Source organism: Rhodococcus aetherivorans (assembly GCF_025722975.1).
Taxonomy (GTDB): domain Bacteria; phylum Actinomycetota; class Actinomycetes; order Mycobacteriales; family Mycobacteriaceae; genus Rhodococcus; species Rhodococcus aetherivorans.
On the sequence record NZ_CP106982.1, the window covers coordinates 2622877 to 2647056 of the forward strand.

Sequence of the window (24180 nt, forward strand, 5' to 3'; positions counted from 1 at the left end):
CCATGTGCTCAGGGCTTCATGTCGACGAGCACGCGTCGCAGCAGCTTTCCCGTCGCATTGCGCGGCAGCTCGTCGAGGAAGACGACGTCGCGCGGGACCTTGTAGCGGGCCAGGTTCGCCTTGACGTACTCCTTGATCTCCTCGGCGTCGCGCTCGGAGCCCTCCGCCGGCACCACGAAGGCGCGCAACCGGTGACCGAAGTCCGGATCCTCCACGCCGACCACCGCGGCGTCGAACACGTCGTCCCGCTCGACGAGGAGGTTCTCCACCTCGAGCGGGTACACGTTCTCGCCGCCGGAGACGATCATGTCGTCGTCTCGGCCGTCGACGAACAGCAGCCCGTCCTCGTCGAAGTGCCCCACGTCGCCGGTCGAGAGCAGACCGTTGATGCGCTCCTTGTCCCGGCCGTCGGTGTAGCCGTCGAAGCTCAGACCGCTCGCGACGAAGATCCGGCCCACCTCGCCGGGCGTCGTGATCCGGTTGCCGGCCTCGTCGTACAGTTCGACCCGGCACGTCACCGGCGGCCGTCCGGCCGTGCCCGGCGCCCGGCGGATGTCCTCGGGAGTAGCGACCGTGGCCACCGCGCATTCGGTGGAGCCGTACAGGTTGTGCAGCACGTCGCCGAAGTATTCACGGGTACGCCGGCACACGTCCGGCGACAGCGCGGACCCGGCGGAGAAGATGATCTGCAGGCTCGACGTGTCGTACCGCCCGATCGTCTCGCCGCCGAGGTCCAGGATCCGCTGCAGCATGGTCGGCACGACGACCAGCACGTTGGCCCGGTGCCGCTCGATCAGGCGAACCGTCTCGAGCGGGTCGAACCGTCGCTCCATCACCACCGTCTGCCCCAACGCCAGGGCGAGCCCGAACTGCGAGATTCCGGTCCCGTGGAACGCCGGCGCCGCCATCAGCATCGTCTGTCCCGGCCGCAGCGGTACCCGGTCCAGGAACTGCGCCGAGGCGAGCGGCGACGTGCGCTCGCGCGGGGCGCCCTTGGGTGTGCCGGTGGTGCCGCTGGTGAGCAGAACGAAACCGCCCAGCGTGCTCGGCGGCGGAACGGCGGACCCATCGAACTGCGCGAGCACGGACTCGATGCCCGGTGGGCCCGGCTCGTCGCCCTCGGGCCACGAGCTGTAGGTCCGTACCTCCGGCGGCAGGGCGGCCGCCACCGCCGCGAACTCGGCGTCGTAGACGAAGGTGCCCACACCTTCGCGCGCGGCGACGTCCGCGAGCTGCCGCGGAGCGAACCCGGTGTTCATCATGACCAGCTTCGCGCCGAGCTTGGCGGCGGCGAGCATGGTGAGAACGAGTCCGCGATGGTTGCGGGCCATCAGGCCCATCACGTCCCCCGCCGCGACGCCGTCGGCCTGCAGCGCCCGCACGAGCGCGTTCGACTGCGCCTCGAGTTCCTGGTAGCTCAGCCGGCCGCGCTCGTCGACGAGGGCGACGGCGTCGAAGCCACGCGCGGCGTGGGCGTGCACCGGTCCGGCGAACGGACCGTAGCGGCTCACCGCGACGAGGGTGCCGATCCCGTGGTCCACCCGGGGGAAGTGCAGCAGCCCGGAGCGGGCGAGCACCCGTACGGCGCCGAGCGTGTCGGTCACCCCCCCGGCGGCACCGGTGATCCTGTCGATGATGTCCTGCCCGGGCATGCTGTCCCCTTCGAGCTCGTGCCGGATTCGCGTCACCGCAACCCTAGTGGTGACGCGCCTCACAGTCATGGACATTCGTCCGAATTGCCGGCGGGCACCCGGACGGGAGGCGATTCCGGCCCGCGCGGCGGTGACGGCAGGATCCGTTCGTGATCCGATCCCTCGCCTCCGGGGCGTTCGAGTGACCGAGGAACGGTGGCGCCGCCTGTCCGAATGGCCGATGGCCACCGCGGCGGGGATGTTCCTGGCCGCGTACGCATGGCTGGTGCTCGCCCAGCCGGGGGACGGCACGGCGCGGGTGGGCGAGGCGGTGATGGTGCTCACCTGGGTGTCACCACGGTCGGCTACGGCGATTTCGCCCCCGTCACGGCCACCGGCCGGCTGATCGCGGCCGCCCTGATGATCGCGGGCATCGCCCTGCTCGGTGTCGTGACGGCCACGTCGGCGTCCTGGCCGGTCGAGCGTGTGGGCGAGCAGGACGAGGCGAGCCAGGCGGCGACACGGGCGCAGGTGGCCGCGCTGACGGCCGAGGTGGTCGCCCTCCGCGAGGATCTCCGCCGCGCACGTGAGGACGATTCCGCCGGCTCTCGCGTGTAGCGGACCGCCCCCGGAGCGCCAGAGGGCCCCCACCGTCGGTGCGTACGGCGGGGGCCCGACCCCTCGGAGAAGTGGTCTGTGACCTGCTACTTCAGCTCGGCGCTCGACAGGCCCAGCAGCCGTCGCGCGATGATGAGCTGCTGGATCTGCTGGGTGCCCTCGAAGATGTCGAGGATCTTCGAGTCGCGCGCCCACTTCTCGAGCAGCGGACGCTCGGAGTAGCCGTAGGTGCCGGCCAGTTCGACGGCCTTGAGGGTGACCGCGGTGCCGGTGCGGCCGGCCTTGGCCTTGGAGATCGAGGCCTCGAGCGAGTTGGGATGCTTGTTGTCGGCCATCCACGCGGCCCGCAGCGCCTGCAGGTAGGCCGCCTCCCAGTCGGCCTCGAGCGCGAGGAACTCGGCGGCCGCGGCGTGCTGGTTGCAGGCCGGGATGTCGTAGGACACCTCGACGCCGGCCTCGGCGAGGATGCCGCGCAGTTCCTCGAGCGCCGCGCGGGCGACGCCGACGGCCATGCCGGCGACGATCGGGCGGGTGTTGTCGAAGGTCTGCATGACCCCCGCGAACCCCTTCTCGACGTTCACCTCGGGGCTGCCGAGCAGATTGTCCTTCGGGATCCGGCAGTTGTCGAGCACCAGGACGGCGGTGTCGGAGGCCTTGATGCCGAGCTTGTGCTCGAGGCGCGCCACGCTCAGGCCGGGGGCGTCCCGCGGGACGACGAACGACTTGATCGCCGCGCGCCCCTTCGACCTGTCGACGCTCGCCCACACCACCACGTGGGTCGAGCGCTCGCCGGCGGTGACGAAGATCTTCTCGCCGTTGAGGACCCACTCGTCGCCGTCGAGGACGGCGGTGGTGGTCACGGCGGCGGAATCGGAGCCGAAGCTCGGCTCGGTGATCGCCATCGACGCCCACACCTTGCCGAAGCGTTCGAGCTGCTCGTCGGTGGCGACGGCGGCGATCGCCGAGTTGCCGAGCCCCTGGTAGGGGATCGACAGGGTGAGCCCCACGTCGCCCCAGCAGGTTTCGATCACATTGAGCAGCGACGCCATGTTGCCGCCGTTGACGTTGCCGGCCTGCTTCTTCGGCTCGTCGCCGCGGCCGAGCGCCGCGCCCGAGGCGCCCTGGCCGGAGTCGTTCAACCCCTCGACCATCGCGGCCATCGTGTCGAGCTCGACCGGGTACACGTGCTCGGCGAGGTCGTACTTGCGCGAGACGGGACGGAAGATCTGCGCGGCGACCTGGTGCGCCTGGTTCGCCGACGCCTTGAGCCTCTTGGGAAGTTCGAGATTGATCATCACAGATTCCTAGGTGTGAGGTGACGCTGCCGGATCGGGCGGCTCAGACGAGGACGACGCCCTCGGCGACGCCCACGGCGCGCAGGTCGCGGTACCAGCGTTCGACGGGGTGTTCCTTGGTGAAGCCGTGGCCACCGAGCAGTTGGACGCCGTCGAGGCCGATCCGCATGCCCTTGTCGGTGGCGAGCTTGCGGGCCAGCGCCGCCTCCCGGGCGAAGGACAGGCCCTGCTCGGCGCGGGCCGCGCCGCGCAGCGTGACCAGCCGGATGCCGTCGAGCTCGATCTTCATGTCGGCGACCATGAAGGCGACGGCCTGCCGGTGGCTGATCGGTTCGCCGAACGCCTCCCGTTCGTTGACGTAGGGGACGACGTAGTCGAGCACGGCCTGCCCGGTACCCATGGCGAGGGAGGCCCAGCCCAGGCGGGCGAGGCGGACCGCGTCCGCGTACTGCTCGGCGCGTGCGTCGGCGTCCGCGTCGCCGAGCAGGGCGGCCTGCGGGACGGCGACGTCGGTCAGATGCAGCCGGCCGAGCCCGGCGGCACGCAGGCCCATCGACGGGTCGGCCTCGATCGCGACGCCCTTGCTGTCGGACTCGACCAGGAACAGCGACGGCTTGCCGTCGAGCTCGGCGGCGACGACGAACAGTTCGGCGCTGCCGGCGGCCGGCACGAGGGACTTGACGCCGTTGAGCCGGTAACCGCTGGGGGAGCGCACCGCCTTGGTCTGCAGCGCGAACGGGTCGAACAGGGCGCGCGGCTCGGTGATCACGACGCAGGCCTGCGGGACGTCGTCCCCGGCGAACGCCGGCAGGTAGGTCCGCTGCTGCTCCTCGGTGCCCCACTGGGTGAGGGCGACCGCGACGCCGCTCGGCGCGAGGATCGGCAGGGCCAGCCCCATGTCGCCGTGGGCGAGCGCCTCGGCGACGAGCGCGTTGGTGACCGCGCCCCGCTCGGTGGCGGCTCCTTCGAACGCCTCGGGCACATTGACGAGGGTGATGCCGAGTTCGGCGGCCCGGGCGAGGAGGTCGGTGGGGGCGGCGGCCGCCTCGTCGGCGTCGTGCGCGGCGGGCCGCAGGATCTCGGCGGCGAACTCGCGGACGGTCTCGGCGATCATCTGCTGATCGTCGGTGGGGGTCAGGTCGAACAGGTCGGTGCGGACGGCGGGGTCGAGGCGCTGAGGTGCGTTGCCGCCGGTGACCTTCTTGAAGGTGCGGGTGGCGGCGCCGAGCGTCTTGAAGCCGGTCTTGGTGGACTGGTAGGTCACCCGGTCGATGGCCTGCCGGAGGTTGTACCGGTCCGCGAGTTCCGAACCGGTGATCCGCGTGAGCACCCGCATCGCGGCGCCCATGGCGTCCCGTCGGAGGGGATTCAGGCCCACCGCGGACGTGTCGCGAGGGGTGTTCCGGGCCACACTCTCTTGCTTGCTCATGATCACCAGAAGTTTCTCGATGTGGGGACGGACACCACTACCTTACTCCGGAGTAAGGTAGGTGTCTACTATCGAGTAAGTTCGGGGTGGGCGGGAGCCGCGCGGATCACCGCAGGCGCGTGAGCACGCCCTCGTGCAGCGCCCCGTTGGTGGCTACCGCGCTGCCGCCGTGCGGGCCGGCCGCACCGTCCAGATTCGTGAACCGGCCTCCCGCCTCCCGGATCAGCACGTCGAGCGCGGCCAGGTCCCACAGGGACACCTCGGGCTCGAGGGCGATGTCGACCGCACCCTCCGCGAGCAGGCAGTACGAATAGAAGTCGCCGTAGGCCCGCACCCGCCACACCTCGTCGGTGAGCGCGACGAACTCGTCGCGCCGACCGCGATCGCGCCAGCCGGACAGGCTCGAGAAGCTCAGCGACGCCGCGGACAGGTCGGTGACCTGCGAGACGGCGATGCGGCGCGGCTCTGCGCCGTCGTGCGCCATCCACGCGCCCGCGCCCGCCGCGGCCCACCAGCGACGGTTCAGCGCCGGGGCGCTCACCACCCCCACCACGGGCACGCCGTCGTCGAGCAGGGCGATGAGGCTGGCCCACACCGGCACGCCGCGCACGAAGTTCTTCGTCCCGTCGATCGGATCGACCACCCACTGCCGGCCGGTGAACACCGCGTCGCCGCCGAACTCCTCGCCGAGGATCGCGTCGCCCGGGCGCTCGGCGCCGAGGGTGCCGCGCACGGCGCGTTCGACGCCGAGATCGGCATCCGACACCGGTGTCAGGTCCGGCTTGTCGGTGACGGTCAGGTCGAGGGCGCCGAACCGGGTGCGCGTGATGGCGTCCGCCTCGTCGGCGAGGCGCAGGGCGAGGTCCAGATCGGCCGAGAGGTCGGTGCTCATGCCTCAGACGCTAGCCGAGAGCCCACCGGGCCCCGAGCGGTGGCGAGGTACCGCCGCACACCCGGTAACCTTGGGAATCGTGCATCCCGATGTTTCCGCAGACCTGGCCGAACTGGCGACCACCCTCGAGACCGTCGAGGCGGTTCTCGACGTGGACGAGCTGCGTCGGCGTATCGACGAACTCGAGCACCAGGCCGCCGACCCGGAGCTGTGGAACGACCAGGAGCACGCGCAGCAGGTCACCAGCCAGCTCTCGCACGCCCAGGGCGAACTGCGCCGCGTCGAGGAGCTGCGCTCCCGCCTCGACGACCTACCGGTGCTCTACGAACTCGCCGAGGGCGAGGAGGGTGAGGACCGCGCCGCCGCCATGGCCGACGCCGACGCCGAGCGGGCCGGCCTGCGCACCGACATCGAGGCGATGGAGGTGCGCACGCTCCTGTCCGGCGAGTACGACCAGCGCGACGCGCTGGTCAACATCCGCGCCGGCGCCGGCGGCGTCGACGCCGCGGACTGGGCCGAGATGCTCATGCGCATGTACATCCGGTGGGCCGACAAGCACGGCTACCCGGTCGAGGTGTACGACACCTCGTACGCGGAGGAGGCCGGCATCAAGTCCGCGACCTTCGCGATCAAGGCGCCCTACACGTACGGCACCCTGTCGGTCGAGATGGGCACCCACCGGCTCGTGCGGATCAGCCCCTTCGACAACCAGGGCCGCCGCCAGACGTCGTTCGCCGAGGTCGAGGTGCTGCCGGTCGTCGAGACCACCGACCACATCGACGTCGACGAGAACGACATCCGCGTCGACGTGTACCGCTCGTCCGGCCCGGGCGGGCAGTCCGTCAACACCACCGACTCCGCGGTGCGCCTGACCCACATCCCCACGGGCATCGTCGTCACCTGCCAGAACGAGAAGTCGCAGTTGCAGAACAAGGTTTCGGCCATGCGCGTGCTGCAGGCCAAGCTGCTCGAACGCAAGCGGCAGGAGGAGCGCGCGGAGATGGACGCGCTCAAGGGCGACGGCGGCAGCTCGTGGGGCAACCAGATGCGCTCCTACGTCCTGCACCCGTACCAGATGGTCAAGGACCTGCGCACCGAGTACGAGGTGAACAACCCGGCCGCCGTCCTCGACGGCGACATCGACGGGTTCCTCGAAGAGGGCATCCGGTGGCGCATGCGCGAGAACCAGAAGCAGAATCAATAACACGGCTACGGAGGATCCACCCTGTTTCCCGGTACCAGGCTCCTCGACTGGCTGTCGACCAGCGGTCTGCAGATCGCGCTGACCGTGCTCGGCGCTGTCCTCGTCGCGCGGTTCGTCAGCTGGACCGGCGGCCGCATCACCCGCCGCATCGACGAGACGTATCAGCAGTCCGACGCGCTGGTGCGCTCGGAGGTGACGAAACACCGGCACTCGGTGGCGCAGGTGATCACCTGGGTGGTCATCACGTTCGTCTACATCGTCGCCACCCTGAAGGTGTTCGACTACCTCGCGCTGCCCATCGGCAGCCTGGTGGCCCCCGCGACCGTCCTCGGCGCGGCGCTCGGCTTCGGCGCCCAGCGCATCGTCCAGGACATTCTCGCCGGATTCTTCATCATCACCGAACGGCAGTACGGGTTCGGTGACACGGTCCAGATCTCGGTCACCGGGGCCTCCGCCGACGCCGTCGGCACGGTCGAGGACGTCACCCTGCGCGTCACCAAGCTGCGCAACGCCGCCGGCGAGGTCATCACCGTGCCCAACGGGCAGATCAACAAGGCCGTCAACCTCTCCAAGGACTGGGCCCGTGCGGTCGTCGACGTGCCGATCCCGGTCACGGCCGACATCGCGGAGGTCAACGACATCCTTCACGAGGTCGGCGTCAATGCCTTCGAGGACGAGAAGCTGAAGGAACTGCTGCTCGACGAGCCCACCGTGATGGGCGTCGAGAGCCTCGAGGTCGACCAGGTCAGCGTTCGCATGGTCGCGCGCACCCTGCCCGGCAAGCAGTTCCAGGTGGGACGGGAACTGCGCGTGCGGGTCGCGCTCGCGTTGCGCCGGCAGGGCCTCACCGTCCATCCACAGCTCGACACGTCCACCCCGATCCACGGGATCGAGGCGGTGCGGTGAGCGAGCCTCGCAGGTTCCACATCCCGGACCACGTCTTCGGCGGCCGGCTGCGTACCGCCACCCTGGCCCTGTGCCTGGTGTGGCTGGGGCTGTGGGTGCTCTACCTGTACCTCAACCCGGAGGAGGAACAGGGCACGGCGACGGCGCCGCCGGGCGCGGTGGTCGTCAGCGAGACGCCGTACGTGCCGTACGTGCCCGAGCCCACCACCGCCGAACCGAGCCCCACGCCGACCAGTACGGAGCCGACCCCGACGACGACCACGCCGGCGCCGACCGGGACCGGATCCACGCCCGGCGGAGCGGGTTCGCGCACCGTTCCCGAGGCCCCGGCCCCGACGACCACGACGACTCAGCCCGGCCTGCGGCTGCCCGAGATTCCGATTCCCGGCCTCGGCGATTCGTCCCCCGCCGAACCTACCGGCGAGTCGGTTCCTTAGGTCACCGTCCGATAACGGCTAGCATGGCGGCGTGATCCGCCTGGAGAATGTGTCCAAGTCGTACAAGACGTCGACCCGGCCCGCCCTCGACAAGGTGAGCGTCGAGATCGACAAGGGCGAGTTCGTCTTCCTCATCGGCCCGTCCGGTTCCGGGAAGTCGACCTTCCTGCGGCTGCTCCTGCGTGACGACACGCCCACCTCCGGTGACATCCACGTGGCGGACTTCCACGTCAACCGCCTGTCGGCGCGCCGGGTGCCCAGGTTGCGGCAGAACCTCGGCTGCGTATTCCAGGACTTCCGGCTGCTGCAGCGCAAGACGGTGGCCGAGAACGTCGCGTTCGCACTCGAGGTGATCGGCAAGCCCCGCTCGGTCGTCGCTCGCACCGTGCCCGAGGTGCTCGACCTCGTCGGCCTGTCCGGCAAGGCCGACCGCCTGCCCACCGAACTGTCCGGCGGCGAACAGCAGCGCGTCGCGATCGCCCGGGCCTTCGTGAACCGGCCCTTGGTGCTCATGGCCGACGAACCGACCGGCAATCTCGACCCGGACACCAGCCAGGACATCATGATGCTGCTCGAGCGCATCAACCGCACGGGCACCACCGTGCTCATGGCCACCCATGACCACCACATCGTCGACTCCATGCGGCGCCGCGTGGTCGAGCTCGATCTCGGTCGGGTCGTGCGCGACGAGGCGCGCGGCGTCTACGGCGTCGGTCGCTGACCGCGCTCTCCCGCTCCCATCGCTCTCGCCCCTCCGGCAACCGAAGGACTTCGACACTCCATGCGTGCCAGCTTCATCCTGAGCGAGGTCGTCACCGGCCTGCGCCGCAACCTGACCATGACCGTCGCGATGATCCTGACCACCGCGATCTCCCTCGGCCTGTTCGGCGCGGGTCTGCTCGTCGTGCAGATGGCCGACAAGACGCAGCAGATCTTCCTCGACCGGGTCGAGGTGCAGGTGTTCCTCACCGACGACATCTCGACCCTCGACCCCGACTGCGAACAGGACATCTGCCGCACCCTGCGCTCGGACCTCGAGAACACCCCGGCGGTGGTGTCGGTGCAGTACCTCAACCGCGAGGACGCCGTCGCCGACGCGACCGAGCGGGTCTTCAAGGACCAGCCGGAGCTCGCCGAGCTCGTCAGTGCCGAGAGCTTCCCGGCCTCGTTCAAGATCAAGCTCTCGGATCCCGACCGCTTCGGGGTGATCGAGGACCAGTTCGCCGTCCGTCCCGGCGTCGACAGCGTGCTCAATCAGAAGGACCTCGTCGAGCGGCTGTTCAGCGTGCTGGGCGGCGTCCGCAACGCCGCATTCGCGATCGCCACGGTCCAGGCGGTCGCTGCGATCCTGCTCATCGCGAACATGGTGCAGATCGCCGCGTTCACCCGCCGCACCGAGGTGGGCATCATGCGGCTGGTCGGCGCCACCCGCTGGTACACCCAGCTGCCGTTCCTGCTCGAGGCCGTCGTGGCGGCCGTGATCGGCGCGGCGCTGGCGATCGCGGGGTTGTTCGTCGCGAAGGGCGCCTTCGTCGACGAGGTGCTCTCGGAGGTCTACGAGGCCAACATCGTCGCCCGCATCTCCAACAGCGACGTGCTGCTGGTCTCGCCGATCCTGGTGCTGGTGGGCGTCGGCATGGCGGCCCTGACCGCCTACGTCACCCTGCGCCTGTACGTGCGTGAATAGCCGCGCGTCGGTGCGCGGGAATATCTCGTTGCGTCCGCTACCTATGCTGTACACAGATCTGTCGGACGCATCGAGGACCGGAGGGGCCCGAAAGTGAAGGAAAAGGGCCGCAAGGTCATCGCCACGAATCGCAAGGCACGGCACAACTACACCATTCTCGACACGTACGAGGCCGGAGTCGCGCTCCTGGGCACCGAGGTCAAGAGCCTGCGCGAGGGCAAGGCGTCGCTCGTCGACGCGTTCGCCACCGTCGACGACGGCGAGGTGTGGCTGCGCGGGCTGCACATCCCCGAGTACGGGCACGGCACGTGGACCAACCACGCGCCCCGGCGCACCCGCAAGTTGCTGCTGCACCGCCGGGAGATCGACAACCTCGTCGGCAAGACCCGCGAGGGCAACCAGACCCTGGTCCCGCTGTCGATGTACTTCTCCGACGGCAAGGTGAAGGTCGAATTGGCGCTGGCCAAGGGCAAGCAGGACTACGACAAGCGGCAGGACCTGGCCCGTCGCACCGCCGAGCGCGAGGTGACCCGCGAGCTCGGCCGGCGGGTGAAGGGCATGCGCTGACGGCGATCGTGCTCGCCCTGGTGGCCGCGGTCGGCTACGGGGTGAGCGACTTCCTCGGCGGGGTCGCGTCCCGCCGGGTGGCGGCGCTGCGGTTCGTGATCGTCTCGTACCCGCTGTCGCTGCTGCTGGTGCTCGCCGCCGCGCCGCTCGTGGGCGGCGACCTCACCCCCGAGTCCCTCGGCTGGGGTGCGGCGGCCGGTGTCGCCGGCGGGCTCGCGATCTGGTGGTTCTATCTCGCGCTCGCCGCGGGCCCGATGTCGGTGGTGTCCCCGCTCACCGCCGTGCTCGTGGCCGGTATCCCGGTGCTCGTCGGGATCGCGACGGGGGAGCGGCCCGGACCGGTCGCCTACGCCGGCATCGCGATCGCCCTCGTCGCCGTCGTGCTGGTCAGTCGCGAATCGAAGGAAGGCGTCGCCGGGGACGAGCAACCCCGATTCACCGCGAACGTGGCGTGGCTGACCGTCGGCTCCGGAGTCGCGTTCGCGCTGATGTTCGTCGCGCTGCACCGCGTCCCCGCGGGCACCGGCCTGTGGCCCCTCGGCATGTCCCGGCTCACGGCGACACTCGTCGTGTGGGCGGTGGCCCTGGGCGTGCGGCAGATGATCCGGCCGCCGAGCCGGGTCTATCCGCACATCATCGCGGTCGCGGTGCTGGACGTGATCGCCAACGGTGCGCTGATGTTCGCCTTCCAGGGCGGCATGCTGTCGCTGGTGAGCGTCATCGGCGCGCTGTACCCGGCGGCGACCGTGCTGCTGGCGATGGTCGTGCTGGGCGAGCACATCGGGCGGGGCCAGATGACCGGAATGGTGCTCGCCCTCACCGCCGTCGGCATGATCACCGCGGCCGCCTGAGGGCTGTGAGCCACGTCATTCGCATCACGGTGGAAATGGGAATGACGGAGGGGGGTCCGCGCGTTAAAGTGGGTAGTCCTGCGAAGGCCGCAGGTACGTACGGGGCTGAACGGTTTCGACTGCGTACGTTGAGCTAGGGGAAGCGTGTCGGTGCAGGCAAGAGACCACCGTAAGCGTCGCTGCAAACCAATAAGCGCCGAGTCTACTCAGCGCGAGTACGCCCTCGCTGCCTAAGCGAGTGCGTCTCTGTCAGACCGGGTGTGCTCCCGCCCCGGATCCTGGCATCGACTAGGGAGCTCCACCGTACGGCTCGGTCGCGGAGCCGGACGGGACAACAAACAGCGACTGGGATCGTCATCTCGGCTTGTTCGCGGGACCGGGAGATCCAAGTAGAGACATAGCGAACTGCACACGGAGAAGCCCTGGCGAGGCGGCGGAGGACCCGGGTTCGATTCCCGGCAGCTCCACCGGAAACGCGAAGGACCCCGGCCACCCGGCCGGGGTCCTTCGCATATGCCGGACCTCTACGGTTACCGGCATGGAGTACAAGCCGACGGCCGTCGTCGCCGCGGGCGGCGCGGTGGGCGCCGTCACCCGATACGCGCTGTCCGTGCAATTCCCTGGCATCTGGACGATCGCGGCGATCAACATCGCCGGTTCGCTGCTGCTCGGCGTCGTCGCAGCGATGCTCGGTCCCGACCGGCTGTGGCGCCTGTTCCTCGGCGTCGGTGTGCTCGGCGGGTTCACCACCTTCTCCACGTTCGCCGTCGACGCGGTCCGCCACCCCGCGACTGCCGTCGTCTATGTGGCCGTGACGCTCGTGGGGGCACTCGCGGCGGCGCGCGCCGGCATGGCGGCCGGCGAGGCGTGGCGGCACCGGACGGCCCGATGACCGTCCTGCTCGTCGCCCTGGGCGGCGGTGCCGGAGCGGTCCTGCGCTATCTCGCGGGCCGGCACGTCCGCTCCTACCGCAGCGTCCCGGTGGCGACCCTGACCGTCAACGTCCTCGGTTGCCTGCTGCTCGGTGTGCTGTCCGGGGCCGCGCTCGCGCCCTCGACGTTCGCGCTGCTCGGCACGGGGTTCTGCGGGGGCCTGACCACCTACTCGACATTCGCCGTCGAGACGGTCGGTCTCGTCCGGGTGCGCCGCCCGGTCACCGCGACGGTGTATGCGGCGGTGAGCGTGCTCGCCGGCACGGCCGCGGCCTGGGCCGGGTATGCCCTCACGTCCTGACCGACGGCGATCGGCGCGCGCCGGGCACGCCGGGCGGGCAAGATGAGCAGGGCAAGGTCGGGTGGACGAGGAGGTCACATGGCGCACGAACGAGCGGGACAACCGGCGGCGGCGGAGGATCTGGAGGACCTCGCGCACCTGGTCACCGCGTACTACACGGTGACGCCGGACCCGCAGGATCCGATGCAGCAGGTGGCCTTCGGCACCTCCGGTCACCGCGGTTCCAGCCTCGACGGCGCCTTCAACGAGCAGCACATCCTCGCCACCACCCAGGCGATCGTCGAGTACCGGGCGGCGCAGCAGATCACCGGTCCGCTGTTCCTCGGCCGCGATACCCACGCGTTGTCGGAGCCGGCGTGGACGAGCGCACTCGAGGTGCTCGCCGCCAACGGCGTCGACGTGGTGATCGACGCTCGCGACCGCTACACGCCGACCCCGGCCGTGAGCCACGCGATCCTGCGGCACAACGCCGGCGCTGGATCCGGTGCCCGCGCCGACGGCATCGTCGTCACCCCGTCGCACAATCCACCCCGCGACGGCGGCTTCAAGTACAACCCGCCGCACGGCGGGCCCGCCGACACCGATGCGACGTCGGCGATCGCGGCGCGCGCCAACGAACTGCTCGCCGCGGGGCTGAACGGGGTGCGCCGGGTGCCCGCCGTCCGGGCGCTCGCCGACGCCGGCCGGCACGATTTCCTCGCCGCCTACATCGACGACCTGCCGAACGTCGTGGATCTCGACGCCGTCCGCGACGCCGGGTTGCGCGTCGGCGCCGATCCGCTCGGCGGCGCCAGCGTCGACTACTGGGGCGAGATCGCCGAGCGGCACCGGCTGGACCTGACCGTCGTCAACCCGCTCGTCGACGCCACCTGGCGGTTCATGACCCTCGACACCGACGGCAGGATCCGGATGGACTGCTCGTCGCCCAACGCGATGGCGTCGCTGATCGGCGCCCGCGACCGCTACGACCTGGCGACCGGCAACGACGCCGACGCCGACCGGCACGGCATCGTCACCCCCGACGGGGGGCTGATGAACCCGAACCACTACCTCGCGGTCGCCATCGACTACCTGTACCGGCACCGGTCCGGATGGTCGGCCGAGGCGAAGGTCGGCAAGACCCTCGTGAGCTCGTCGATGATCGACCGCGTGGCCGCGGGCCTGGGCCGGGGTCTGCTCGAGGTGCCGGTGGGCTTCAAGTGGTTCGTTCCCGGCCTGCTCGACGGCAGCCTCGGCTTCGGTGGAGAGGAGAGCGCCGGCGCCTCCTTCCTGCGGCGCGACGGCTCGGTGTGGACCACCGACAAGGACGGCATCCTGCTGGCCCTGCTCGCGTCCGAGATCACCGCCGTGACCGGCACGACCCCCTCCCGGCGCTACGCCGAGCTCGCCGAGCGCTACGGCGACCCGTCGTACGCCCGGGTCGACGCGCCCGCGACGCGCGAGCAGAAGGCCGTCCTGGCGAAGCTCTCGCCCGACCAGGTCGACGCCACCGAACTCGCCGGCGAGCCGATCACCGCGACCCTCACCGCCGCGCCGGGCAACGGTGCCGCGCTCGGGGGCCTGAAGGTCACGACGGAGAACGCGTGGTTCGCGGCCCGGCCCTCCGGCACCGAGGACGTGTACAAGATCTACGCCGAATCGTTCCTCGGCCCGGAGCATCTCGCCCGCGTCCAGGACGCGGCGCGGGACCTGGTGTCCCACGTCCTCGGCTGAGCCCGCACCGGCGGGACGCGCCCGCCCTCCCGGTCGTGCGCGTCGCTAACATCAGGCCATCATGCGAACACGCGACGCCGCCCTGCCGCGGGAGATCTGGGTCCTGGTCAGCGCGGCCTTCGTCATCGCCCTCGGTTTCGGTCTCGTCGCACCCGCGCTGCCGCAGTTCGCGCGCAGCTTCGGGGTGGGGGTCACCGCGGCGTCCGTCGTCATCTCGGCCTTCGCGGCGATGCGCCTGCTGTTCGCCCCCGCGAGCGGAAACCTCGTGCAGCGGCTGGGGGAGCGGCCGGTGTACACCGCCGGTGTGCTCATCGTGGCGCTGTCCACCGGCGCCTGCGCCTTCGCGACGGACTACTGGCAGCTGCTGCTGTTCCGGGCGCTCGGCGGCATCGGCTCCACCATGTTCACCGTCTCGGCGCTCGGGTTGCTGATTCGCATCTCGCCGCCGAACGCGCGCGGCCGGGTGTCGGGGCTCTACGCGACGAGCTTCCTGCTCGGCAACATCGGTGGCCCCCTCGCCGGGGGCGCCCTGGTCGGGCTGGGCCTGCGGGCACCGTTCCTCATCTATGCGGTGGCGCTGCTCGTCGCGGCGGCGGTCGTGTTCGTGAGCCTGCGCCACTCCGCGCTTGCCGTGCCGGACTCCGGCGGCGCCATGCCGGTGATGCGGCTGCGGGAGGCTCTGCGGTCGCCGGTGTACCGGGCCGCGCTCGGGTCGAACTTCGCCAACGGCTGGGTCGTCTTCGGCGTGCGGGTGGCGATGGTGCCGCTGTTCGTCGTGGAGGTCCTCGGGCGCGACGCCGGCCTCGCCGGGGTGGCACTGACGGTGTTCGCCGTGGGCAATGCCCTGGTCCTGATGGTCTCCGGGCGGTTGTCCGACCGGTTCGGCCGCCGCCCGTTCGTCCTGCTGGGGCTGGTGGTGTGCGGGACCAGCACGATCGCGATGGGCCTCACCACGAACCTCGCGCTGTTCTTCGCGACGTCGCTGCTGGCCGGCGTCGGGTCCGGCCTGATGAACCCGGCCCAGCAGGCGTCCGTCGCCGACGTGGTCGGCAGCAGGGCGCGCGGGGGCCCGGTGCTGGCGACGTTCCAGATGACCGCGGATGTGGGGGCAGTGATCGGACCGGTCGCCGCCGGAATTCTGGCGCAGCAGGTGTCGTACGGGGCCGCCTTCGCCGTGACCGGCGCCGTCATGCTGCTCGTCGCCGTGCCCTGGGCGCTGGCGCCGCGGCCCGCCCGGAAACCCACAGTGACCGAAGCCACGGAGATCTGACCCCAGTCGTCGGTACTGTCGAAGGGGTGTGGATTCCCCTGTTCAGCCTGATCGCCCGGCTCGGTCTCGCTGCCGTGTGGCTGATCTCCGGATGGATCAAGTTCGCCGATCCGTCACAGACCGTCGTGGCCGTCCGCGCATACCAGTTGTTGCCCGAGGCGCTCGTACGGCCCGTTGCGGCCGGTCTGCCGATCCTCGAACTCGTGCTCGGCCTGCTGCTGCTGATCGGACTCGCGGTGCGCGCCGCAGCGGTCGTGGGCGCGGCTGCGCTGCTGACCTTGATCGCGGTGATTGCCTCGGTCTGGGCCCGCGGCCTGTCCATCGACTGCGGATGCTTCGGCGGCGGTGGAGCGGCGGACGTGAACGGCTGGGACTACGCCGGGGAGATCGCACGAGACCTCGGCTTCCTCGCCCTGGCCGGGTGGTTGACGGTGTTCCCGCGCAGTCCGTTCGCGCTCGGTCTCGGCTCACGGGCGAGGCTCTCAGCACGCACTCAGCCCGCGATGGCAGAGTGATCCCGCATCGATCCCCGAGCAGCGAAGGGCAGATTCCGTGAGCGCGAAGAAGGTCAAACCGGTCAAGTACACGCCGGAGCCGACGTCGAGCAAGTCCACCTTCATCCTCGGCGGCATCGCGGTCCTGGTCATCGCGGTGCTGGTCATCGGGGGGGTGTTGTGGCAGTCGAACCGGGGCAAGGCGCGCAACGAGGGCTACGGGACGGTGCAGAACACCGCGGTGCAGGTGGAGCTGCAGGACGACGGTGTCATCGTGCTCGGTCTTCCCGACGCCGCGACCACGATCGACCTGTTCGAGGATCCGCTGTGTCCGTACTGCGCCGAGCTCGAGCACAAGCACGGCCAGGAACTCGCGCAGGCGGTCGACGCCGGCGACGTCGCCGTGCGGTACCACATGCTCGCGTTCCTCGATCAGCTCTCCGCGAGCGGCGACTACTCGACCCGCGCGGTCGCGGCCGGCCAGTGTGTCGCCCAGACCGGTGATGCGACGGCGTTCTCCGCGTTCCACGCCGCGTTGCTCTCGCCGGAGAACCAGCCCGCCGAGCGGAGCGACAGCGACCTCACCAACGCCGAGCTGGCACAGATGGCGCGGGACGCCGGGGCGTCCGACGAGGCGGCGCAGTGCGTCGCCGACGGCGCGCGCGTCGAGCAGGCCGCCGTCGACGCGGAGGCGGGACGGCAGGCGCTCGCGGCGGCGGGCGCGTCCGGCACCCCCGCGGTGGTGCACAACGGCACGGTGATCGACGCCCTCGGCAACGACAACTGGGTGGCCGAACTCGGCTGAGGCGGCGGCGACGGTGGTCGGCCGTCCGACCACCGTCGCCCGCACTGTCGCCGCTGACCAGGCGATTTGTTGTCGTCGACGGCGATGGTGTAATTTTCTTCTCGCACCGGGGAGTGAATCCCGGGTGACGATCCAAGTACGGGGCTATGGCGCAGCTGGTAGCGCACCACACTGGCAGTGTGGGGGTCAGGGGTTCGAGTCCCCTTAGCTCCACCATCACCGCGAGAGGCGAGAGTGAATGCTCTCGCCTCTCGTCGTGAGAGGCCACCGCGGGTGGCCCGATTGTTCTGCACGGGGCTATGGCGCAGCTGGTAGCGCACCACACTGGCAGTGTGGGGGTCAGGGGTTCGAGTCCCCTTAGCTCCACTCCCTCCGGCTCTCTCCGGATTCTTCTCCCACCGCGGCGGCCCCCTTCTCCGGGCAATGCCGACATTTTTCACCCTCGGAACCTGCTCCACGCTCTCGTCCGGCGGCGCACACTGTGAAGGATCGCTTCGAAAACGGGAGAGGTGAGCTGTCGTGTCCGAAGGTTCGAGCGTTACCCCGGGTTCTCCAACCGGTGCGGGTGCCACGGCCGGTGCAGGTTCGACGGCCGGCACAGGTTCGACGGCTGGTGCAGGTGCCACCGCCGGTGCAGGTTCCACGGCAGCGGCGGGTGCGTCCGCGCGCCACGGTGGTGGTGCCCACGAGGCCGGCGGCCCCGCCGCGGTCCGCCACGACAGTGGACCTGCAACGGGGTCCGGCCTGAAGCAGGGCTTCGCCGCGGGCACGTCGATCGCGGCCGGCATCCTGCTCGCGACGGTCGGCGTCCTGCAGGTTCTGCAGGGCATCGCCGCGATCGCCAAGGACGACATCATCGTGGTCGGCCAGGAGTACACCTTCTCCTGGAGCGTCTCGGCGTGGGGCTGGGTGCATCTGATCCTGGGCATCCTCGTGGCCGTGATCGGTCTCGCTCTCGTCACGGGAGCCACGTGGGCGCGCGTCGCCGCGATCGTCATCGCGGCGCTGTCGATCATCGCGAACTTCCTGTGGTTGCCCTACTACCCGGGATGGTCGCTCGCGATCATCGCGATCGACGTGGTGGTGATCTGGGCGGTGTCCACCTGGGACGCCGATCGCACCTGGGACGCCGGTCGCACCGAGCCGGGCTACCGCCCCTGATCAACCCTCGTACAGCCGGCGCACCACCTCGGCGCAGCGCGCGAGCACCCGCTCCCGCAGCGGGCGTCCGTGCGCGTCGACCTCCGTGGGCGGCAGCGGTGCGGGCAGCACGGTGAACCGGCGGATGCGTTCCCAGCGGCCGAGCTCCGCATTGAGCCGGGCGACGGCGGCCGCGGCCTCGGCCGGGGGGATCGCCCGGCCCGAGGTGGGGACCACCAGTCCTACGCAGTAGGGGCGGTGCTCGCCCACCACGACGAGGTCCGCGCCGGGCAACAGTGCCCGGAACCGGCGTGCGACGGCGACCGGCGCGACGTACTTGCCGGTGGAGGTCTTGAACACCTCCTTCTTGCGGGCGCGCAGGGTGACGAAACCGTCGTCGTCGACGACGGCGCGATCGCCGGTGTGGAACCACCCGTCGCGGTCGAGGACTGCGGCGGTGCGCTCGGCGTCGTCGTGGTATCCGGACATGACGGCGGGGCTGCGGACGAGCAGTTCCCCGTCGGCGGCGATGCGCACCTGCGTGCCGGGCAGCGGCCGGCCCATGGAACCGAGGCGCCGGCTGTCCGGGCGGTTGACGCAGCACGGACCCGCGGTCTCGGTGAGGCCGTATCCCTCGAGTGCCGGCACGCCGGCCCCTTCGAACCACTCGGCCAGCGGACGGTCGAGCCGCGCCGAGCCGGAGATCACGAACCGCAACCGGCCCAGATCCGCGGCACCGGACTCCACGCCGGCGCGGATCTTGCCCAGCACGTGGGGAACGGACCCGAGGAATGTCGGCCGGACCTCGCCGAGGCGCTGCACGACCCGATCGGCACGGCCGTCGACGATCGTCGGCACGCCCAGGTGCACGCCCACGAACAGCAGCGCACGTCCGAAGACGTGGGAGAGCGGCAGCCACAGCAGTTGCAGGTCCGAGGGCGTGAGCATGCCCAGGCGGGCCATGGCCCGGGCCTCGTAGGTGACGGCGGCGTGCGGCAGGCACGCGCCCTTGGCGGTGCCGTCGGAGGCGGAGGTGTAGATCAGGGTGGCCAGGTGGTCGGGCGTCACGCCCGCGATGCGGGCCGCGACCGCTCCGGGATCGGCGGCCAGGAGCCGCCGGCCCTCGGCCTCGAGTTCGCCGAGCCGGTCCAGGTGCAGCACCGGCGCGGTGGGCAGCGGCCGGTCGGTGAAGGTCAGCACGCTGCCCGAGTGCCGGAGCAGTGCCACCACCTCCGTCGGCGGGGTGGCGGGATAGACCGGCACGGTGACCGCCCCGGCGCACACGATCGCGAGGTCGGCGAGGATCCACTCGTAGCTGGTGGCGGCGCAGACGGCCACGTGCGCGCCCGGGCGAATTCCACGGCCGATCAACCCGGCGGCGAGGGCGGTGACCCGGCCGGCCACCTCGGTCCACGACACGCTCGTCCAGTCGTCGCCGCTGGGGTGCCGGAATGCCTCCGCGTGGGGCGTGCGGGCCACCCGGTCGAGCAGCAGCCGCGGCACGGTGCGGGCCGGTTCACCCATCGCTGCTCGTCAATCCGCCGGGCCGCAGGGAGCGGCCGATCGCGCGGGCCGCGGCGCGGACCAGTTGGGACAGTGCGGTGACCTGCGCGGTGTCCGCGGCGGCGACGATCGACAGCGCCGCGATGGCGACGCCGGGCCGCTCGAAGATGGGTGCGGCCACGGAGACCGCCTCCATCGTCACCTGCCGGTCGCTCACCGCGATCTCGGAGCGGCGTACCTCGGCCAGGACCCGGCGCAGCTCGGCGGGGGAGGTGAGGGTGCGTTCGGTGAAGCGCTCCAGCGGCCGGGCCAGCACCTCCTCCTGAACGGAGCGCGGTGCGAACGCGAGCAGCACGAGTCCCAGGCCGGACGCGTGGATGGGAAAGGGGCTGCCGACCCGGGTGAGGGTCTTCACCGCCCGCTGACCGCGCAGGCGTTCGACGAACACCACCTCGGTTCCCTCGCGCACACCGAGCTGCACGTTCTCCTGGGTGATCTGCGACAGGTCCTCCATCACGGGCAGCGCCAGTTCACGCAGCAGCGTGCCGCGCGGCGCGAGCGCCGCGACCTGCCACAGCCGGAGGCCGATGCTGAATCGGCCGGACGAGTCGCGTTCCAGCGCGCCCCACTCGGTGAGATCCCCGGCGAGCCGGTGCACCGTGGTGAGCGGCAGGCCGGTGCGCCGGGAAATCTCGCTCAGGGTCAGGTTGGGTTGCTCGCGCGTGAACGCCTCCAGGAGGGTGAGCGCGCGTACCGTGACGGAACCGGTGGCCGGGCGGGCGGCGCCGGTGGGGGTCACGGTGTGCTCACCCCTTCCTCGGGAACTGCTCCGGTCAGGCCGGTTCGACTCTGAGCGGAATGCTAGCCCAGCCCTTGAGCGTGTTGTTCGGTTGCGGCACCGGATCCCCGGCCGGTTCGATCCGCCGGATCCGCTGTGCCAGCGCGGTGAGCAGCACCTCGGCCTCGAGCCGCGCGATCGGCTGACCGACGCACTGGTGGATGCCCATGCCGAACGCGACGTGTCCGCCGGCGGAGCGGTGGATGTCGACGACGTGCGCATCGGGTCCCCATCGCCGTTCGTCGCGGTTGGCGGCGCCGAGGAACAGCAGGACCTTGCGGCCCTCGCCGATGGGGACGCCGGCCACCTCGGTGTCGGTGGAGGTGGTGCGGAAGAAGGTCTGCACGGGCGATTCCCAGCGCAGCGCCTCGTCGAACGCGAACTTCGCGAGCGCCGGCCGGGCGTGCAGCGCCTGCCACTGCCCGGGGAACCGCGTCATGGCGTAGACGGTGTTGGCGATGCCGTGAACGGTGGTGTCCACGCCGGCGGTGAGCAGGGATCGAACGAGCATAGGCGCCTGTTCGGCGGTGATGTCACCACGGTCGGCGGCCGCCCAGATCTGCGCGCCGAACCCGCCCGGCGCGAGATTCTCCCGCCGGCACGACTCCGCGACCCACTCCTGCGTCGGCCCGGACGCGGCGAGTGCCTTCTCCACGCGGTCGTTGCGGGGCCCGAAGGCGTTGAACGCCATGGCGCCGTACGGCAACAGATGCTCGCGGCCGTCCTCCCGGATCCCCACCGCGTCCGGGAACACCCGCAGGGGGAACACCTCGGCGAGATCGGTGACGGCGTCGAACTCACCGCGGGCCACGAGCGCGTCGGCCAGGGCGTCGGCCTCGGCCTCGAACCCGGCGCGTAGCGCGCGCACGGTGCGCGGCGAGACGACGGCCCCCATGGCCGCCCGCACCACCGTGTGGTCCGGCGGGTCGGCCTCGAGCAGCAGGCTCGGGGTACGCCACGGCGTCTCGTGGGCGAAGTCGGCGAGGCCGACCCCTCGTCCGGAGACGAAGGTGCGCCAGTCGGTGAGGCAGGCGTGGACCTCCTCGAACCTGCCCGTCGCGTACACGTCGTATCGGGGCAGGTACACCACCGGTCCGGCGGCGCGCAGCCGGGCGTGGAACTCGTACGGGTCGGCGAGGACGGCGTCGTCGAACGGGTCGTCGTCGAGGGTGGGCGGGTGCATTGCGACGGTCACGGCGGTCACCTCGGGATTCGGGCAGTCAGAGTTCGAGAACCAGGCGGGGGCAGGCGGCGCGGGACACGCAGATCAGCATGGTGTCGTGCGCGGCCTGTTCTTCGGGGGTCAGCAGGGAGTCGCGGTGGTCCACCGTGCCGGCGAGCACGGTGGTCTCGCAGGTGCCGCAGGTACCTTCGCGGCAGGACGAGAGCACCTGCACACCCGCGGCGGCGACGGCGTCCAGGACGCTCTCGTCGGGCGCGACGGTGACGGTGGTACCGCTCAGGGCCAGCTCCACCTCGAAGCCGTCCGAGCGCACCGGAGCGGACTGTTCCTTCGCGGCGAACCGTTCGATCCGCAGCGACCCGGCGGGCCGGTCGGCGCAGGCGGTGGTGACGGCGTCGAGCAGCCCGGCGGGGCCGCAGCAGTAGACGAGGGTGCCGGGACGCGGGTCCCCGAGCAGCGACGGCAGATCGAGCGGGCCCCGTTCGTCCTGCGGCACGAGGGTGACCCGGCCCGGGTAGCGGGTGACGAGGTCGTCGGCGAACGCCATCGAGGCGCGGCGGCGGCCTCCGTAGACGAGGGACCAGTCGGCGCCGGCCGCCTCGGCCGCGGCGATCATCGGCACTATCGGGGTGATCCCGATCCCGCCGGCGAGGAAGAGGTAGCGCGGCGCCGGGGCGAGGTCGAAGTTGTTGCGGGGTCCGTGAACGCGGACGCGGTCACCGACGGCGAGTTTGTCGTGCACGTACTGCGAGCCGCCGCGGCCGTCGGCCTCGCGCAGGACGGCGATGCGCCACGTCCCGGTGTCGGCCGGGTCGCCGCACAGCGAGTACTGACGGACGAGGTCCTCGTCGAGCACGAGATCGATGTGCGCGCCGGGACTCCACGGCGGCAGGGGCCCGCCGTCCGGGTGCCGCAGGCGCAACGCGACGACGCCGTCCGCGGGTTCCGTCCGCTCGACGATTTCGAGGTCGGTGCCGAATTCGTTTGCCGGGGAGTTGTTTTCCGGAAATGTCATGGTCGGGTCCTTACGCGTGAGCGACTTCGCGGGTCGGTTCGGGCGGCCGGGGGAGGGCGTCGGCGTGGCCGACGGGATGAGCGAGCAGCCAGTCCCACAGCGTGACGGGATCCTCGGCGACGTGCCGGGCACCGCAATGGCACGTTCCCTCGAGGCGGTCGGAGCCGGGCAGCCACACGACGCGCATCACGTTGGGCCCGCGCAGCATCCGGTTCGGTTGCGAGGACATCGGTTACCTCGTCTCGGCGAGGGTGCCGCCCGCCGTCATCGCCTGCAGGATCCGCCGCGCGGCCAGAGCGCCGGCGTCGATGTTGATGCTCAGTTCCTGGTACCCCTCTGGTTCGGTGGCGAGCACCTGTTCGAGCCGGTCGAGCGCGACGACGTCCTGCAGCACGACGGTGCGGTTGTTCTCGCGCAGGAACTCGGTGACCTTCTCGTCCTCGAGCGCAAAATCCCTTGCCACCGACCAGAAATCGTGAGTGGAGTGTTCGGTCTCCGGGGTGATCGCGTAGACCACCTCGACGTGGAACGCGTCGCTGTCGGGTCCGGTCTCGGGCGGCAGCACGCCGACGGGCGCGATCCGGCTGTGCAGCAGGTACAGGCACGGCGGGTGGTACTCGATGTCCTGCCACCGGGTGATGCGGCCCTCGAGGCCGGTCGATTCGGCGTAGAAGGGCGGGCATTCCGCGTCGGCGATGTGCCGGGAGACGTAGACGATCCCGGCCTCGTCGTCGACCTCGGTGGTGATGGGGGTCTCGGCCACCTCGGGGGTGCCGATGTAGCCGCCGTGCAGGTACGTCTCGTGGGAGAGGTCCATCAGGTTGTCGACGAGCAGGCTGTAGCGCGCCCGCAGCGGCTCCATGCCCGAGGCCACGGCGTAGCCGGGCGCGTCGAGCCACGGCGCCCGGGGGATGCGGGTCGGATCGGGCTCGGCCGGACGGTCCGGGTCGGCGATCCAGATCCACACGAACGAGTCCTGCTCGACCACCGGGTACGACTTCAGTCGCGCGGTGCGGGGCACCCGCTTCTGGCCCGGCACGGCCACGCAGCCGCCGTCGGACCCGTAGGTGAAGCCGTGGTAGCCGCATACGACCGTGTCGCCCGCGAGGCGGCTCGGCGCCTGCGAGAGCGGGAAGCGGCGGTGCACGCACCGGTCCGACATTGCGGTGACCTCACCGGATTCGGTGCGCCAGAACAGGATCGGCTCGTCGCAGATGGTCCGGGCGAACAGTTCCCGGTCGATCTCGCGGCCGTAGGCGGCCACATACCACTGGTTCCGGGCGATCTTCGTCATGGTTGTCTCGTCTCCACGGGGATGGTTCCGGTCCGAGCGACCGGCGGATGCCTCCACCGTGACGGGCGGCACGTGACGGGCGCCACCCGACTTCCGGATGGCGGAAAGTCGGGCGGTGCCCTTCCGGTATCCGGAAGGAGGGTGGATTCGTTGTGATCCGATCCATCACGCTCCT

24 protein-coding genes, 2 tRNA genes, 1 other RNA gene and 1 pseudogene are annotated in these 24180 nt (G+C 70.9%); 18 read left to right on the plus strand and 10 right to left on the minus strand.

The features are described from left to right. Window positions 1-8: 8 nt before the first annotated feature. Window positions 9-1652: an acyl-CoA synthetase gene (locus tag OCS65_RS11900; protein WP_029544536.1), complete on the minus strand. Its 1644-nt coding sequence runs from the start codon at window positions 1650-1652 to the stop codon at window positions 9-11. A gap of 330 nt (window positions 1653-1982) precedes the next feature. Between OCS65_RS11900 and OCS65_RS11905 the strand changes: the two are divergent. Next, a pseudogene (locus OCS65_RS11905) lies at window positions 1983-2249 on the plus strand (potassium channel family protein); the annotation flags it as partial. A gap of 86 nt (window positions 2250-2335) precedes the next feature. On the opposite strand, the gene OCS65_RS11910 reads toward OCS65_RS11905, so the two are convergent. The 3 genes from OCS65_RS11910 to hisN all read right to left on the minus strand — a co-directional run bounded on the left by OCS65_RS11910 (window position 2336) and on the right by hisN (window position 5865). After that, entirely contained in the window at window positions 2336-3544 is a 1209-nt protein-coding gene (locus OCS65_RS11910; RefSeq protein WP_006940624.1) for an acyl-CoA dehydrogenase family protein, read from the minus strand. A 43-nt stretch (window positions 3545-3587) separates the two neighbouring features. Further along, complete coding sequence (locus tag OCS65_RS11915) at window positions 3588-4979, minus strand: acyl-CoA dehydrogenase family protein (RefSeq protein WP_065922418.1); 1392 nt, start codon at window positions 4977-4979, stop codon at window positions 3588-3590. 100 nt (window positions 4980-5079) lie between these two features. Continuing rightward, window positions 5080-5865: a histidinol-phosphatase gene (hisN, locus tag OCS65_RS11920; protein WP_006940620.1), complete on the minus strand. Its 786-nt coding sequence runs from the start codon at window positions 5863-5865 to the stop codon at window positions 5080-5082. A 79-nt stretch (window positions 5866-5944) separates the two neighbouring features. On the opposite strand from hisN, the gene prfB reads away from it, so the two are divergent. The 17 genes from prfB to OCS65_RS12005 all read left to right on the plus strand — a co-directional run bounded on the left by prfB (window position 5945) and on the right by OCS65_RS12005 (window position 18193). Continuing rightward, a complete protein-coding gene (gene prfB / locus OCS65_RS11925; protein WP_029544529.1) occupies window positions 5945-7069 on the plus strand; it encodes a peptide chain release factor 2 in 1125 nt (374 codons plus the stop codon). A gap of 78 nt (window positions 7070-7147) precedes the next feature. Continuing rightward, window positions 7148-7975: a mechanosensitive ion channel family protein gene (locus OCS65_RS11930; RefSeq protein WP_373566485.1), complete on the plus strand. Its 828-nt coding sequence runs from the start codon at window positions 7148-7150 to the stop codon at window positions 7973-7975. Continuing rightward, on the plus strand, window positions 7972-8412 hold the full coding sequence (locus OCS65_RS11935) for an Rv3103c transmembrane domain-containing protein (protein ID WP_050035443.1): 441 nt from the start codon (window positions 7972-7974) through the stop codon (window positions 8410-8412). The genes OCS65_RS11930 and OCS65_RS11935 overlap by 4 nt, the downstream gene beginning before the upstream one ends. Before the next feature lie 31 nt (window positions 8413-8443). After that, window positions 8444-9133 carry a cell division ATP-binding protein FtsE gene (ftsE, locus tag OCS65_RS11940; RefSeq protein WP_029544525.1) on the plus strand — a complete coding sequence of 230 codons (690 nt, stop codon included), beginning with the start codon at window positions 8444-8446 and terminating at the stop codon, window positions 9131-9133. Window positions 9134-9193: 60 nt separating this feature from the next. Continuing rightward, entirely contained in the window at window positions 9194-10099 is a 906-nt protein-coding gene (gene ftsX / locus OCS65_RS11945; RefSeq protein WP_006940612.1) for a permease-like cell division protein FtsX, read from the plus strand. Between the two features lie 93 nt (window positions 10100-10192). Beyond that, complete coding sequence (smpB, locus tag OCS65_RS11950; protein ID WP_006940611.1) at window positions 10193-10666, plus strand: SsrA-binding protein SmpB; 474 nt, start codon at window positions 10193-10195, stop codon at window positions 10664-10666. Between the two features lie 8 nt (window positions 10667-10674). After that, a complete protein-coding gene (locus OCS65_RS11955; protein ID WP_263510230.1) occupies window positions 10675-11517 on the plus strand; it encodes a DMT family transporter in 843 nt (280 codons plus the stop codon). A 101-nt stretch (window positions 11518-11618) separates the two neighbouring features. Next, window positions 11619-11987: a transfer-messenger RNA gene (ssrA, locus tag OCS65_RS11960) on the plus strand. Between the two features lie 68 nt (window positions 11988-12055). Next, entirely contained in the window at window positions 12056-12409 is a 354-nt protein-coding gene (locus OCS65_RS11965; RefSeq protein WP_006940609.1) for a fluoride efflux transporter FluC, read from the plus strand. After that, on the plus strand, window positions 12406-12750 hold the full coding sequence (gene crcB, locus OCS65_RS11970) for a fluoride efflux transporter CrcB (RefSeq protein ID WP_006940607.1): 345 nt from the start codon (window positions 12406-12408) through the stop codon (window positions 12748-12750). Before OCS65_RS11965 ends, crcB begins: the two co-directional genes overlap by 4 nt. Window positions 12751-12828: 78 nt before the next feature. Then, the gene (gene pgm, locus OCS65_RS11975; protein ID WP_029544519.1) at window positions 12829-14463 is read left to right on the plus strand and encodes a phosphoglucomutase (alpha-D-glucose-1,6-bisphosphate-dependent); all 1635 of its coding nucleotides are present in this window, start codon (window positions 12829-12831) and stop codon (window positions 14461-14463) included. Window positions 14464-14524: 61 nt separating this feature from the next. Beyond that, window positions 14525-15733: an MFS transporter gene (locus OCS65_RS11980; RefSeq protein WP_006940603.1), complete on the plus strand. Its 1209-nt coding sequence runs from the start codon at window positions 14525-14527 to the stop codon at window positions 15731-15733. A 26-nt stretch (window positions 15734-15759) separates the two neighbouring features. Next, window positions 15760-16248: a MauE/DoxX family redox-associated membrane protein gene (locus tag OCS65_RS11985; protein WP_006940600.1), complete on the plus strand. Its 489-nt coding sequence runs from the start codon at window positions 15760-15762 to the stop codon at window positions 16246-16248. A 37-nt stretch (window positions 16249-16285) separates the two neighbouring features. After that, complete coding sequence (locus OCS65_RS11990) at window positions 16286-17032, plus strand: DsbA family protein (RefSeq protein WP_006940599.1); 747 nt, start codon at window positions 16286-16288, stop codon at window positions 17030-17032. Between the two features lie 140 nt (window positions 17033-17172). Continuing rightward, a tRNA-Ala gene (locus OCS65_RS11995) sits at window positions 17173-17248 on the plus strand. Between the two features lie 77 nt (window positions 17249-17325). Further along, window positions 17326-17398, plus strand: a tRNA-Ala gene (locus OCS65_RS12000). A 378-nt stretch (window positions 17399-17776) separates the two neighbouring features. Continuing rightward, window positions 17777-18193: a DUF7144 family membrane protein gene (locus OCS65_RS12005; RefSeq protein WP_029544516.1), complete on the plus strand. Its 417-nt coding sequence runs from the start codon at window positions 17777-17779 to the stop codon at window positions 18191-18193. Here the strand turns inward: OCS65_RS12005 and OCS65_RS12010 are convergent, their stop codons facing one another. Genes OCS65_RS12010 through OCS65_RS12035 form a run of 6 tightly spaced genes read right to left on the minus strand, consistent with a single transcriptional unit; the run spans window position 18194 to window position 24005 of the window. Further along, window positions 18194-19696: an AMP-dependent synthetase/ligase gene (locus OCS65_RS12010; RefSeq protein WP_006940597.1), complete on the minus strand. Its 1503-nt coding sequence runs from the start codon at window positions 19694-19696 to the stop codon at window positions 18194-18196. Then, entirely contained in the window at window positions 19689-20474 is a 786-nt protein-coding gene (locus tag OCS65_RS12015; RefSeq protein WP_006940596.1) for an IclR family transcriptional regulator, read from the minus strand. The genes OCS65_RS12010 and OCS65_RS12015 overlap by 8 nt, the downstream gene beginning before the upstream one ends. Window positions 20475-20508: 34 nt before the next feature. Beyond that, window positions 20509-21708: a cytochrome P450 gene (locus tag OCS65_RS12020; protein ID WP_263510233.1), complete on the minus strand. Its 1200-nt coding sequence runs from the start codon at window positions 21706-21708 to the stop codon at window positions 20509-20511. A 25-nt stretch (window positions 21709-21733) separates the two neighbouring features. Continuing rightward, window positions 21734-22711, minus strand: a complete 978-nt coding sequence (locus tag OCS65_RS12025) for a PDR/VanB family oxidoreductase (protein WP_102799085.1) — start codon at window positions 22709-22711, stop codon at window positions 21734-21736. 10 nt (window positions 22712-22721) lie between these two features. Further along, the gene (locus tag OCS65_RS12030) at window positions 22722-22940 is read right to left on the minus strand and encodes a hypothetical protein (RefSeq protein WP_006940590.1); all 219 of its coding nucleotides are present in this window, start codon (window positions 22938-22940) and stop codon (window positions 22722-22724) included. Between the two features lie 3 nt (window positions 22941-22943). Next, window positions 22944-24005 carry an aromatic ring-hydroxylating oxygenase subunit alpha gene (locus OCS65_RS12035; RefSeq protein ID WP_006940588.1) on the minus strand — a complete coding sequence of 354 codons (1062 nt, stop codon included), beginning with the start codon at window positions 24003-24005 and terminating at the stop codon, window positions 22944-22946. Window positions 24006-24180 lie beyond the last annotated feature (175 nt).